Annotated in this window: 10 protein-coding genes; 4 read left to right on the top strand and 6 right to left on the bottom strand. The window is 49.0% G+C overall.

What is annotated here, in order from left to right:
• The first annotated feature begins 192 nt into the window (after positions 1–192).
• The 4 genes from RQM65_RS15915 (at position 193) to acs (ending at position 5,739) form a co-directional block, all read left to right on the top strand.
• Positions 193–1,266: an anhydro-N-acetylmuramic acid kinase gene (locus RQM65_RS15915; RefSeq protein WP_314016407.1), complete on the top strand. Its 1,074-nt coding sequence runs from the start codon at positions 193–195 to the stop codon at positions 1,264–1,266.
• Between the two features lie 383 nt (positions 1,267–1,649).
• Positions 1,650–1,910: a DUF4212 domain-containing protein gene (locus RQM65_RS15910; RefSeq protein WP_314016406.1), complete on the top strand. Its 261-nt coding sequence runs from the start codon at positions 1,650–1,652 to the stop codon at positions 1,908–1,910.
• Between the two features lie 137 nt (positions 1,911–2,047).
• On the top strand, positions 2,048–3,742 hold the full coding sequence (locus RQM65_RS15905; RefSeq protein WP_314016405.1) for a sodium:solute symporter family protein: 1,695 nt from the start codon (positions 2,048–2,050) through the stop codon (positions 3,740–3,742).
• A gap of 89 nt (positions 3,743–3,831) precedes the next feature.
• Positions 3,832–5,739, top strand: a complete 1,908-nt coding sequence (gene acs, locus RQM65_RS15900; protein WP_314016404.1) for an acetate--CoA ligase — start codon at positions 3,832–3,834, stop codon at positions 5,737–5,739.
• Positions 5,740–5,926: 187 nt separating this feature from the next.
• On the opposite strand, the gene RQM65_RS15895 is transcribed toward acs, so the two are convergent.
• The 6 genes from RQM65_RS15895 to RQM65_RS15870 form a co-directional block, all read right to left on the bottom strand.
• The gene (locus RQM65_RS15895) at positions 5,927–7,180 is read right to left on the bottom strand and encodes a multidrug effflux MFS transporter (protein WP_314016403.1); all 1,254 of its coding nucleotides are present in this window, start codon (positions 7,178–7,180) and stop codon (positions 5,927–5,929) included.
• A 156-nt stretch (positions 7,181–7,336) separates the two neighbouring features.
• On the bottom strand, positions 7,337–8,683 hold the full coding sequence (locus RQM65_RS15890; RefSeq protein ID WP_314016402.1) for a M24 family metallopeptidase: 1,347 nt from the start codon (positions 8,681–8,683) through the stop codon (positions 7,337–7,339).
• 162 nt (positions 8,684–8,845) lie between these two features.
• Positions 8,846–10,171 (bottom strand): AMP-binding protein, encoded by a 1,326-nt coding sequence (locus RQM65_RS15885; RefSeq protein WP_314016401.1) that lies wholly within the window; start codon positions 10,169–10,171, stop codon positions 8,846–8,848.
• On the bottom strand, positions 10,143–11,117 hold the full coding sequence (locus RQM65_RS15880; protein ID WP_314016400.1) for a CPBP family intramembrane glutamic endopeptidase: 975 nt from the start codon (positions 11,115–11,117) through the stop codon (positions 10,143–10,145). The genes RQM65_RS15885 and RQM65_RS15880 overlap by 29 nt, the downstream gene beginning before the upstream one ends.
• Positions 11,108–12,160 carry an o-succinylbenzoate synthase gene (locus RQM65_RS15875; protein WP_314016848.1) on the bottom strand — a complete coding sequence of 351 codons (1,053 nt, stop codon included), beginning with the start codon at positions 12,158–12,160 and terminating at the stop codon, positions 11,108–11,110. Before RQM65_RS15875 ends, RQM65_RS15880 begins: the two co-directional genes overlap by 10 nt.
• A 121-nt stretch (positions 12,161–12,281) precedes the next feature.
• Positions 12,282–14,249 (bottom strand): sensor histidine kinase, encoded by a 1,968-nt coding sequence (locus RQM65_RS15870; protein WP_314016399.1) that lies wholly within the window; start codon positions 14,247–14,249, stop codon positions 12,282–12,284.
• Positions 14,250–14,393: the final 144 nt, after the last annotated feature.

Raw genomic sequence — 14,393 nt, 5'->3', positions numbered from 1 at the left:
GCTGCGCTTCCCAAACAAAGCGTGGCAATGTCGGCTCTAAGCTCTTCCGTTTAAACCTGTTCCGGTCACTTGCCCAACACTTGTAATCACGGAGACACTTTTGACCTAACTATCGGCAGATCAGCGCACAACCTGAGTAAAATTCTCGAATTCGCCTATCGACCGGGCACGATTTTCAAAAAAATGTAAATCATGACACACGAAATTCTAGGCTTGATGTCCGGCACCTCGTTAGACGGGCTCGATCTCGCCTTCTGTCACATTTGGCAAACCGGTACGGACTATAACTTCAAGATCAAGGAAACCAAGAGCGTTTCCTATGACCCGGAGATGTCCACCAAACTACGGGATTCCATTTTTCTTCCTGCGGAAGAACTCCTAGGTTTCCATAATTCATACGGTGTCTGGCTGGGCGAGCAGTGCAGGATTTTTATCGACGAACACGGTCTGAATGTGGAATGCATCGCCAGTCACGGGCATACCACCCACCACCGTCCCGAAATGGGACTTACCTTTCAAATCGGATCGGGACAACATCTGGCCAACGCCAGTGGCCATAAGGTCGTCTGCGATTTTCGCACGAATGACATCGCTTTGGGCGGACAAGGGGCGCCCTTGGTGCCTATCGGGGACGCACTTTTTTTTAGCGAATATGATTTTTGCCTGAACTTAGGGGGCATTGCGAACGTGTCTTTCGATAAGGACGGCCAACGTATCGCCTACGATATTGGCCTGGCCAACATGGTACTGAACCACATCACCCGGAAAAACGGACTGGATTACGATGAAGGTGGAAAATTGGCCCGCAGCGGTAACCTCATTCCGAATATTTTAAAAGAATTGAACGATCTGGAATATTATCGGCTGCCCTACCCTAAATCGACCGGCTACGAATGGTTTGTGGAAAAGGTCGTTCCCTTGATCGATGCCGCCGATGACCGCATGGAAAATCTTTTGCATACCTGCATCCATCATATTTGCGAGCAGATCTCGGTGCAGGTGAAGGTCAATTCCCGCAAGCGCGAAAACTCCCTTTTGGTCACTGGGGGCGGGGCCTTAAACCATTTTTTAATACAGACCTTGCAAAAAAAACTAGGGACGGGTACACGGGTCGTGGCTCCCGATCAAAAACTGATCGAGTTTAAAGAGGCGCTCGTCTTCGCTTTAATGGGGATGTTGCGGCTACAAGGGGAAACCAACGTGCTACATTCGGTGACCGGCGCGAAACGGGATTCCTCCAGCGGCGTACTCTACCTGCCAAACTGAAAGCTATCGACCTTATTTCAAAAATTGACCTTTGTACCGCTAATAGAAATAGGGTTCTACCTTAAGTTTCAGGAGTAACCTTAACCAGCTATTGGAAAGTTATGTCGATAGAAGAGAGACGGACAGCCCAAGGAAGAACGACGAATACACTTTCCACAGCATCCTAAAAGATAGGCCGATGTCTCAAATCTGGATTGCGCCCCTAGCTGTCCTTGGTACTTCCTACTTATTACTTTTTACTTTCGTATTTTAGTCCTTTTGTCATTTCGCCCTTTTAAAAAACTGTGGTAACCAATCGTAATCGGTAAACAGCTTGCCGATAAAACATAAATCCCTATCTTTCCAATCCAAATACTTATTTTCCCATTCCAAACACATTCTCAATGTCGGAAAAACAAAAACACGCTACCGCCTATTGGAGAGAAAACGTCCGCTACCTCTTTATTCTTTTGACCATTTGGTTCGTGGTTTCCTATGGGGCCGGCATCCTATTTAAAGATGCTTTGGACAGTATAAGGCTAGGTGGCTTCAAATTGGGGTTTTGGTTCGCACAACAAGGCTCCATTTATGTCTTTGTCATTCTCATATTCGTATATATCCGATTGATGAACAAGCTTGACAAGAAGTACGGATATAATGAATAAAGGACGGATTCCAAACTTAGGTGTCGATTCCCTAACCCTGTGCCCTGTGCTTCGAGCAACAATACCGTTAACCAACCAAAATTCCCGCTACACAGCTCATCCTGTGGCCACCATAAAGCGGAAGTAAAAAAACCAACATGGATGTACAAACATGGAGCTACCTGCTCGTCGGCATCACCTTCACCCTTTATATCGGTATTGCCATTTGGTCTCGGGCCGGTTCGACCAGTGAATTTTATGTTGCCGGTGGCGGGGTATCGCCCTTGGCCAATGGCATGGCCACCGCCGCGGATTGGATGTCCGCCGCCTCGTTTATCTCCATGGCAGGGATTATCGCCTTTGCCGGTTATGACGGCTCGGTCTATTTGATGGGTTGGACGGGCGGATACGTACTTCTCGCCCTGCTTCTTGCCCCTTACCTCCGAAAATTCGGAAAGTTTACGGTGCCGGATTTTATCGGGGACCGTTACTATTCCAAGACCGCCCGGATCGTTGCCGTCATCTGCGCCCTGATCGTATCGTTCACCTACGTAGCGGGACAGATGCGAGGCGTCGGGGTCGTCTTTTCCCGTTTTTTGGAAGTGGATATCAATACCGGGGTCATCATCGGCATGGTCATCGTGCTATTTTATGCCGTTTTGGGCGGAATGAAGGGCATTACTTATACCCAAGTCGCCCAATATTGCGTGTTGATCTTCGCATTTATGGTACCGGCCATCTTTATTTCCATTCAAATGACCGGAAATCCGATACCCCAACTGGGTATGGGCGATACCTTGAACAATGGCTCCGGCACCTATCTTTTGGACAAGTTGGATGGGCTGTCCACCGAACTGGGTTTTGCCGCCTACACCGAAGGCAAAAAGTCGATCATGGATGTCTTTGCCATCACTTTGGCGCTAATGGTCGGCACCGCTGGCCTGCCCCACGTTATCGTGCGTTTTTTTACCGTAAAACGGGTAAGGGATGCCCGCAAATCCGCAGGATATGCGCTGCTGCTCATCGCCATTCTGTACACCACGGCTCCAGCCGTATCGGTATTTGCCAAGACCAACCTCATCGATACCGTGAGCGACAATCCCTATGCGGAAATGCCGGTCTGGTTCAAGAACTGGGAAACCACCGGCCTGCTGGAGTTCGATGACAAAAACGGGGATGGAAGAATACAGTACGTGGCCGATGCCAAACGCAATGAACTGACGATCGACAACGACATTATGGTATTGGCCAATCCCGAGATCGCCATGTTACCGGCCTGGGTCATCGGTCTGGTGGCGGCAGGCGGCCTGGCCGCAGCGCTTTCTACTGCAGCGGGACTCCTCTTGGTCATTTCTTCCTCGGTATCCCACGACCTGATCAAAAGAACCCTACGTCCCGATATTTCGGAAAAAGGCGAACTGTGGGCGGCGCGGATTTCCGCCACCGTAGCGGTAGTCATCGCGGGATACTTCGGAATCAACCCCCCTGGCTTCGTGGCGGCCGTGGTAGCCCTGGCATTCGGACTCGCAGCGGCATCGTTCTTTCCCGCCATCGTCTTGGGCATTTTCTATAAGAGGATGAATAAAGAGGGAGCCATTTCCGGCATGGTTGTAGGCCTGGTATCCATGTTGTTCTATATGATGAAATTCAAATTCGATATGTTCGGGGGTGGCACGTCCGATGATTGGTGGTTCGGCATCTCCCCGGAAGGCTTCGGATCGATGGCCATGGTCTTGAATTTCGCGGTCTCTATCATCGTAACGCAATTCACGCCCGATCCCCCGCAAGAGGTCCAGGATATTGTAGAGGACATTCGGATTCCCAGTGGAGCCGGTGAAGCGTCGGGGCATTGATTCCCTTTGGATAAAGACAAGATTTTTTAGTAACTTTCCTTTTGTTAAATTCTAAGTCATATTTTTATAATTACTAACGATCTCCCATCATGAGCAACTATCACATCAAACACCTAGAAGAATATTTTCAAGTCTATCGAAAGTCCGTTCGTAATCCCGAAAGCTTTTGGGAAGAGATCGCGGAAGAACATTTCGTATGGCGTAAAAAATGGGACAAGGTGTTGGAATGGGATTTCTCAAAACCGGAGATAAAATGGTTCGAGGGCGCCAAACTGAACATCACGGAGAACTGTATCGACCGACACTTGCCGACCCGTGGCGACAAGACGGCCATTCTTTTTGAGCCCAACGACCCCACCGAAGAAGCACAGCATATCACCTATCGTCAATTGCACGAACGGGTCTCCAAAATGGCGAACGTACTCAAAAACCATGGTATCAAAAAGGGAGATCGGGTCTGTATTTATCTGCCGATGATTCCTGAACTGGCCGTTGCCCTATTAGCCTGTGCCCGTATCGGGGCCATCCATTCCGTGGTGTTCGCCGGCTTCTCATCCAACGCATTGTCCAGTCGCATCAATGATTCGGACTGTAAAATGGTGCTGACCTCCGACGGCTCGTACCGTGGGCCAAAGACTATTGATCTTAAAGGAATCGTAGATAGGGCCCTAGACGACTGCCCCAGTGTCGAGAACGTGTTGGTGGTCAAACGCATCGACAGCGATATCGAAATGAAGGAAGGCAGGGACAAATGGCTGCAGCCCCTGCTGGACGAAGCCTATTCGGATTGCGTGGCTGAAATCATGGATGCCGAAGACCCGCTGTTCATTCTCTATACCTCCGGATCGACCGGAACTCCCAAGGGTATGGTACACACCACCGGCGGCTATATGGTATATACCGCCTACACCTTTAAAAACGTATTTCAATATCGCGAGGACGATGTCTTCTGGTGTACCGCCGATATCGGTTGGATTACCGGACACTCCTATATCGTTTACGGGCCCCTGGCCAACGGGGCGACTACCGTTATGTTCGAGGGGGTACCCAACTATCCCGATTACGGCCGGTTTTGGGAGGTCGTGGAAAAACACAAGGTCAATCAGTTCTACACCGCGCCCACAGCCATCCGGGCCCTAGCCAAACAGAGTCTGGATTTTGTCGAAGAACATGACCTCTCAAGCCTGAAAGTTCTAGGTTCGGTCGGGGAACCGATCAACGAAGAGGCGTGGCACTGGTACGACACGAACGTGGGCAAACACAACAGTCCCGTCGTCGATACCTGGTGGCAAACGGAAACCGGGGGAATCATGATTACCCCGATTCCCTACGTAACTCCGACTGCGCCTACCTACGCGACCCTGCCCTTTATTGGAATTCAGCCCGCATTGATGGACGAAGAAGGCAAGGAAATCAAAGGCAACCAAGTCGATGGCCGTCTATGCATCAAATTCCCCTGGCCCGGGATGGCCCGCACAATCTGGGCCAATCACGACCGGTATCGGGACACCTATTTTAAAGCGTACGAAGGCATGTATTTTTCAGGGGACGGTGCCTTGAGGGATGCCGTTGGATACTACCGTATCACTGGACGGGTTGACGATGTGGTCATCGTTTCGGGACACAATTTGGGTACCGCGCCCATCGAGGATGCCATCAACGAACATCCGGCGGTCGCGGAAAGCGCCATTGTCGGCTTTCCCCACGACGTCAAGGGCAATGCTTTGTACGGGTATGTCATTTTAAAGGAAACTGGGGAAAGCAGGGACCGGGACAACCTCAGGAAAGAGATCAACCAACAGATCACCGAACACATCGGACCGATTGCCAAATTGGACAAGATTCAGTTTGTATCCGGACTCCCCAAAACCCGCAGTGCAAAGATCATGCGGCGCATTCTGAGAAAAATCGCTTCGAACGATGCTGCCGACCTTGGGGACACCAGCACCTTGGTCAACCCTGAAGTCATCGACGAAATCAAGGAAAACGCATTGTAAAAAAACTGAGGCCCCAATAGTATCATCGAATAGCATCCACCGAAAGATGGATGCCGATACGTAACTCAAGTCGTGTCGAAAGCCGATGGAACCATTGGGACTTCTGTTTCTGTGCGGCATCTACGACCGAATTCCGTAGCTATTTCGAAGACGATACGAACAAACCCGACCTCATTGGCCCTATCTCTTAAGCGGCAGCTAAAATCTTATTCCGCCTTCGGACAGTTAGCATAATTCCGAGCGATATCATTCCACAGATGGCGAGCCCTAAGAACATCGGCCACACCGTATCCTCTACAAAACTGCCGATAAAGTTGGCGATTGGAACGGCCATAACGGTGGAAACGAATCCGTTGATCGCTGCGCCGATACCTGCGATATGGCCAATCGGCTCCATGGCAATGGAACGAAAATTGCCCCATAAAAAGCCCAGGCAGAAAAACTGGGTGAACAGAAATAGCACCAGCACCGCCACGTTCGGATTCGGACTATCGTAAAAAACGAATACGTAAAGCAGGGCTATCGCACAAAATGCGGTCACGGCCATTAATGCCAGGTTTCTCATACCGAAGCGCATCACCAACGTACCATTTAAAAAGGTAGAAAGCCCTACCGAGCAGGCCAAGCCCGCAAAGATGTACGGGAAAGATTCTACAAGTCCGTACTGGTTCTCGAAAACGTGCTGCGCGGCGCTGAGATAAACGAGGAACGAACCGGTGATAAAGCCCGAGGTAATAGTAAAGGCGATGGATTCCCTATATTTTGAAAATTCCGTGAGTCCGTTTATAAAGACACTTCCCGAGAAAGGTATCCTATATCGCGGCCTGAGGGTCTCGGCCTGTCGCCTCCAGAACCAAATGGCCACGATCAGGGCAAAAAACAATTGCACGTAGAAAATAGCCTCCCATCCAAAGAGATCCATAATCGCTTTGCCGATAGCGGGGGCAACGACCGGCACTAGAATAAAAAATGCCGTGACGAAAGACATGATCCTGGCCATATAATCGCCCTTGTAGGTATCGCGAATAATCGATATCGCAATAGTACGCGGCGCCGATAGCCCGATGCCCTGCAACACGCGTCCTAGAATCATGGTTTCAAGCGAGGGGGCGAGCACACAAATGACGCTAGCAACCGTGAAAAGGCCGAATCCGATATAGACAATGGGTTTCCGGCCAAAACTGTCGGACAGGGGCCCGAAGAACAGTTGCCCGACCCCGAGGCCTAAAAATATCATGGTAATCAGTAACTGATTGTCCGTAGGATCCAAGCTGTTGATGTCGATTCCGATTTCAGAGATGGCAGGTAACAGCGCGTCTATGGCCAGGGCAACGATGGACATCAAAGAGGCCATCATGGCGATAAACTCAAAGTTTGGGTTTACGTTTTCATGATGCCGTTTGACGTTTTCGAGGTCTGGTCTAAAGTTTGTATACCGCATCCGGCAAAAGTAGGACAAGAGATCCGCAACTGAAATGGAATCGTCAGTTATGTTATCATTTTTACTGATGAAGATGGGCCGACCTATAGTGGATCAATCACGGAAGTGGGTTGGTGATCGGTTATTCAGGAATAGGTTGAAGGGAAGAATTTCCGTTTATTTTTCCTGATGGGACCGTACCCGGGGAATCAGCAGCAATTCGGTTTGGCGACCGTTGACATACCGAAAGCCGTCCTCCCCGAAGAAACCCGCTTCCTCTAGCATGATACGGATGTCCCTTTTCCATTCGGGGACCGTAATAGTGGTGTTCAGCTCGATGGCGTAAACCGTATTGGGATTAAGGGGGTAGCTTTCGCCATCAGCTGATAGTACCCCATCTTGCGCATCCCACATACCGATGGTGGTGCCGGCGGAGTGGCCGTACAATCCTAATGGATGAGTGTAGATGGATGGACGCAATCCAGAAGCTTTTGCCGCTTCAAGGGCTTTCTGTAGGATTTCGTTTCCGGTGCGGCCCTTTACCATATTTTGGGTAAGGTAATCCTGTACCTGGTTTCCGGCCTTTAATCCTTCCCTTAAGAACGTGGGGGCTTCCTTTTCGCCTGGTTTTAGCACATAGGCCAATTCCTGGCAATCGGTGTTCAGCCGTAAATAGGTAATCCCGAAATCACAGTGGACCAGATCTCCGGGGAGGATAACGGTATCGTCGGGGCGCCCGGAAAAAGAGTAGAGATGCCCCACCAGTTCGTTCTTCGCCCGTTGCACATCGACCGTAGGGTGAAACCAGGTTTCCAGTCCCAGATCCGTCACTTTTTGGCGCATCCACCATTCGACCTCGGTAGTCGTGGTGATGCCCGGGGTAATGACCTTTTCCGAAAAGGCCTCGGCAATGATATCGTGGGTAATGGATACCAACTGGTCATAGATGACCATCTCCCGTTCGGTACGGGTCTCGATCCAGCGCACGGCCAAGGGCTCGGCGGACACCACTCGATCTTGGAATTTTTTCGGAAGGTGCCGCATAAATCCTTCGTAATCGGTTTTATCGAGTCCATCGGCAATATTGAAATCCTCCGAAAAGTTTAACCCTATTTTATCCGGGTCGCGGGCTTCGATCAGCTGCATCAGGCGCTTCCATTGATCCGGTTCTTTTTCCTTGTCCCAAGCGGATTTAATGTTTTTGCCCACATCGTAGCGTGCCACCGCCAATTTTTCTAGCGTATTGTTCTTGGTATTCCTGTAAAAAAGAAGGATTGTTCTGCGCCGGGCGTTGAGCCATGTAGACGGCAACATGGTCCGCAACACCGGATCCTCGTTGTACTCCCGCGAGATGACGATCCACATATCGATTCCCGTCCGGTCCATCAGTTTCGGAAGCAGATTATCGAACCGATCGGCTAAAATTTCGTCCACTACCCTCGCTCTTTCGACTTCTGGTAATATCTGTTGGGCGCTTGCAGGGATAAAAGCGAAAAAATAGCAGAGTAGGATGATCTTTTTCATGCATTTAAGTTCTTGGTTGGATTTTGGCCATGAAAATACGGAAAAAGATTCTCATAACGGACCGGAGGAGGAAAGCAGTAAACGCGATGTCAGGGATAAGAGGCGACGGGAATAAGGGCGACGTCATCTAAATCCTGTTCCTCTCACCTGTGTCGAAAGCTCCTACAAAGCCAAGGCCAAGGTTGCCTTTCGACGTATTTTTCCACTCCGGGTATGTTGGAATTGCGGGACGTAGAAAATTTCTTTGGGCACCTCGAACCTGTCCAAGATTTTCAGGCTTTTTATTTCCTGAAGCAGGTTCTCCTTTGCCGTTACGGTTTCTAATCCCCCGGCAATCCCTTCGGTTCCGGCTTTCGCATGAGATTTGGCCTTAGCTTGGGTTTCGGCCTTTCCTTCCGTTCCCGCTTTTCCTGTTTCATTCGATTCCCGAACCATTTCGTCTTCCCGAACTCGCTTTTCCTTCCATTCTACGACCAGCACCAATTTTTGTCCCAATTTTTGATCCGGCACTCCGACAACGAAAAATCGGGAGGCAATTATCCCGGTCAACTTTGACTCGATCTGTTCAGGATAGAGCTTTACGCCTCCAGAGTTGACGACGTTGTCGTACCGCCCTAACCATCGGAACTCGGTATCGGAAATCAGTTCGACAATATCGTTCGTGATTACGGGGGCATCGTTTATAAGCGGGGCCTCAATGACGAGACATCCGCGGTCATCGGTAGAAACGGTGACCTTTGGCAGGGTCTTAAAACCCGCCTTTCTCATTTCAGAAAACGGTACTACGCTTGCAACTCTTTCCGGCTTGCTGATTTGGGCTTCGGTCTTTCCGGCCATCTCACCAAAAGAATTGACCGGACCAGCGGTAATTCGTTTCAGTGCGATGTGGGTGATGGTCTCGGTCATCCCGTAGGTCTCAAAAATCTCGGTCTTACGCTTTTGGAATTTCGATTTTTCTTGTACGCTACGATACAAGCCTTGGGATAACGGGGCTCCCCCTACGATCAGGGTCGAGATTCGTTCGATTTCGTCCAAGGCGTTCTCCAATTGCAAGGGCACCATGGCACAAAAATCGTAGCGTTGGGGGTTGTCTTGCAACGGGTTGGAGGCCGGGGGACTGCAATCGATTTCCAGTCCCAATACCATGGCGCGAACCAACATCATCTTACCCGCAATATAGGTTGCGGGCAGGCAAAGCAGGGCGGAATCGCCGGGCTGCAGTCCGAAGAATTGCCCCGTGGCCCGGGCGGAGTTGACCATATGCTGTTTCTTCAGCCAGATCGACTTCGGGGTTCCGGTCGAACCTGAGGTTTGAACCATGATGGAGTCCTTATCGTCGCACCAATCCAACAGAAAATCGCCTATGTCCTTTTCGAAAGCCTCACCTTCCTTGACGAGGTTATGGCCAACCTCTCGGATTTCTTCCCGGGTGTAGGCTACGCCGTTGAGCTTAAAACGGTTATGTATGTTTTGGTGGGATAGTGTCATCGGCATGTTGTGCTAAAAAAATGTCCTCCGGGGGCACTTTGCCAGTAAGGCGGGTTTTCCAATCCGTCCATTTATATTTACGGGAGAAGATTAAAAGTAAAATAGGATACACCACAAAAACTGGCACCAATACATCCCATCCCAAAACGGGATCTGACACATCGCGATAGATGGAATTCGTTTGAAAGGCCGTCCAATCAGCGGTCACCAAAAGCGCGGCGGTAAGGTTGTTCGCGGCATGGAAACCTAAGGCGAGCTCCAATCCCTCATCCATCAAAGTAAGAATTCCCAAGAAAAAACCCGTTCCGATATAAAAAATCAAGATTCCATAACCCAATTTTTCCACTTCGGGATTGAAAAGATGCATGATCCCGAAAAGCAACGAGGTGACCAGCAGCGGCAACCACCTGTTCTTGGACATGACCCCCAGACCCTGCATCAGATAACCCCGGATATAGTATTCTTCCATACTGGTCTGGATCGGGATCATCACAATGGCGATTACCGCGAGAATCAAAAACGGCATCGGCTCAAAGTTAAATACATAGTCTTCCGGGGAAAGTTGGACGTCGATGAAAATGAAAACCGTAGAAATGACCGCCCAGAGCAGAAAAGCAATGAGTATTCTGTTCCAATCCACCTTTTTTCTAGAGGTGGTCAGCTGTTTTATGCTTTGCTTATGTACAAATCTTACATACAGGAATAGGGAAAGTAAGCCAATGGCAAATGCCAATAGCATTAAGAACAAAAAGGTGTTCGAACCCAGGATGTTCGCCATAACGCCCAAATCCCCGCTCGCTACGACCGCTAGGGAATCCGCTTTTAACAACAGGGCGGCCAACAAGGGAATACCCCCGATAATCTGCCAGCAAAGAAAAACGGCAAAAATGCCCAAAATATACCTCCAAGTTTCGCTTAAGCCCTTATACGCCTGTGCTATGTACATAGTTTTTGAATTAAGTCCGACTGCCAACTCGCCCCGGATCTATAGTAAATTTTGCCGTTTTGTACCTCAAGGGGACTCTCAAAGTTGTTGGTATAGAGACTTCCCGTACCCAAGCCTTGTGGCATGGTATTGTCTAAGGTATACGTCCATTGCGCGATGGCGTTCAGACCGATATTACTTTCAAGGGCACTGGTGACCCACCACGCAATATTGAATTTTTCGGCCAGATCGATCCACGCCCCGCTCCCTTGATAGCCGCCTATCAAACTGGGTTTTAAAATGATATACTGCGGTCTAATGGTCTCTAGCAATTCTTGCTTGTCCGTTATTGATTTTACGCCGATCAACTCCTCGTCCAGCGCAATGGGAATTGGCGATACCTCGCAGAGCTTTTTCATGGCCTGCGGATTGCCCTGTGGAATGGGCTGCTCGATCGAATGCAAATCATAGGCCGCCAATACCTGTAGTTTTTTCAAGGCTTGCGAAACTTCGAAAGCCCCATTGGCATCGACCCGGAGTTCGATATGCCCTTCGGTGTATCTTTTTCGGATGGAAGCCAACAACGCCACCTCCTTGTTGAAATCGATGGCCCCGATCTTCATTTTGATACATCGGAAACCCTGCGCCAATTTTTGCTCGATCTGTTCGTGCATAAAGCCTTCGTCGCCCATCCAAACGAGTCCGTTAATGGGGATGGGACGTTCCTTCCGCGTAAATTGTGATGGAAAAAGCTCAAAGGGAGTTTTGGATGTTAAGGATAAAAAAGCCTGCTCCATCCCGAATTGGATACTGGGATAATCGGTTAAGGCTTCCCAGAGCGCCTCGCGTCCCAAGTGGATGTTAGCGCAGGTCCATGCTAATTTTTCCTCATAGCCATCGATATCGTCACAGCTCAACCCCCTTAACAGACCGCATTCCCCGATACCCAATCTTCCATTTTCTTCTAAAATGAGAAACCAAGTTTCCTTATGGCGCATCACTCCGCGCGAAGTTCCGCTGGGACGTTTAAAATCAAGGACGTATTTTCTAAAACGGGCTTCTATCATGCAGCGTCAAATTTAGCCATATTTTTGGCACAAATCGTAGCTATGGGATTATGGAAAGAAAAAATAGTATGGCTCCCCGCAAACTCATCCGGAATCGGTGAGGCCTTATTGGGAGAGTTTACCTGAAGTTGAACCAATAGCGGACGCCCTCTACCTGTCTATCAATATTCAGGCTGGTCTGAAGTTGATTTGCCAGTCGGTTCATCAGACGCAGCCCCATAGATGAATCGCCCAAGTTTTCGGTGTCATCGGGAAGGCCGATGCCATTATCGGAATATTCAAAATAACCTTCCCGTCCTTCCACCTTTTGTATTTTTATGGTAATCTTACCATGCCCATCATCTTCAGGAAAGGCGTACTTAAAGGTATTCGAAACCAACTCGTTCAAAATCAGTCCGAATGGGATGGCCCTATCGATATCGAGTTCTACGTCTTCTGCATCGATGTTAATCTCTATATTATGGCCACCTTTTCGGTAAACGGACTGCACGCTATTGATCAAGCTCTCTATGTACCCCTGCATCTCGATCACGGATAGATCCTCGTTCTGATATAATTTTTGATGTATTAGCGCCATGGCCTTGACCCGGCTCTTGCCCTCTTCCAACGCTACGATTGCAGCCTTACTGCGAGTATTTCTGGTCTGCAGGCTCAAGAGGCTCGATACCATCTGGAGATTGTTCTTGACCCGATGGTGAATTTCTTTTAACAAGGAATCTTTCTCGACCAGGGACGTCTCGATGATGTATTTCTGTTCGGCGATCAAGCGTTGATTCTTGATACTCTTGAGGTAGGCGTAAACAAGGCCGGCGAAACCCAATAGCGTAAAAAAGAAGGAAATAAGCACTAAGTTGCTCGTTCGTTCTTGGGCGAGCATCTCGGCCCGCGACTTTGCAAGATCAAGTTTTTGTTTTTCCACGATCTCCTTTGAAATGTCAAGGTCTTGCCGCATGACCGTGGCGACTTGTTGCAGTCGGAGTTCGGATTCGTTTCCGCTGACGGAGTCCCGTATACGAAGCTCTTTTCTCAAGTAGCGTGCCGCATTTTCGTAATCTGCGGTCTTATCGTAGTAAATCGATAATAGCCTGTTCTTGCGAATCTTATTCTCTGTGGTCTTGGTCGTCAAGTCGTCACTCAGATAGTTCGTAGCCTTGTTATAATCTTCCAGCTGCAGGTAACATTCGGAAATGGCCAGGCTGTTTTCGGTTAGTTCGTCGGTAAGGGCACCGTTTCCATATTCCTTGATCGTGGAGATCGCCCCTTCTAAATGCGGGATAGCATCTTCATACTGCTTTAGCTGCACGTAACATTTGCCCATGTTGCCGTCGATCAGACCGTTCAGCAAGATGGCCTCGGCCTGCTTTGCCCCATCTTCCGTACGGGTAGCATCGTTTAAAAATACCGTTATAAAACCCTTTGCTTTTTTGTAGTTGGTCAAGGCAGTGGGCGTGGACTCGTCCAACCTTAGAAAATTCCCTAACATATTAAAATATTCCGCTTGGGCATAGAAGTCATTTTCCTCAATGGTTCTTTTGACCTTTTCGATATAATCGTCCAAGGCCCTGCGATACATACCCAAATTTGCGTAAATGTCATAAAAAATGACTTCCTTGGTAATACCCAATTCACGAATCTCGTTCCGTACCTCTACCTGTTTGGGATACAGGGCTAACTGCCCGTAATTACTGTCCATCAATTCCAACAACTTGGACTTAAAGAACATGTCGAACTTATCAATGTCGAGATGAAGGTCTTTTGCCAGTGCCTGGCTCTTGTCGTAATCGCCCAAATCGGAATAAATGCAGGCCCGAATCAGCTGATACTTTCGGATGGTTTCAGCATCGTCATCCTGGACCGCTGCACGCAGATATAGATTTACCTCATCGAGCCAATCGTAGATGGAATTTTCGCTATACCGGTCGGAGGTCTCCAAAAAGAAGAGGAAGCGCTCTTCAGCGGAATCGAGGTCTTGGAATTCCTGAAAAACACTTTGCCCGGAATCAGGTTCTTGCTGCGCCCTACCTAAAACGGCCCCCAACAAAAGGAGCAGTAATAGAATAGATTTTTGGTTTAACAGTTTTTTCATATCATACGACCGGCAAAGCAAAAGTTTGCGGTAAGGGTGAACCGGTTCAACCTTGTTCAACGCAACCACCTTGGTTCGGAGTGCAAATCACAAAAGTATAAACTTGAAGGGCACTTTAACGGTTTCTTATTAAAATTGTTGACA

This window comes from Pricia mediterranea, from assembly GCF_032248455.1.
In the GTDB taxonomy this organism is placed as follows: Bacteria; Bacteroidota; Bacteroidia; order Flavobacteriales; family Flavobacteriaceae; genus Pricia; species Pricia mediterranea.
Note: the sequence above shows the minus strand (reverse complement) of the source record. Positions and strands in the feature narration are given on the sequence as shown.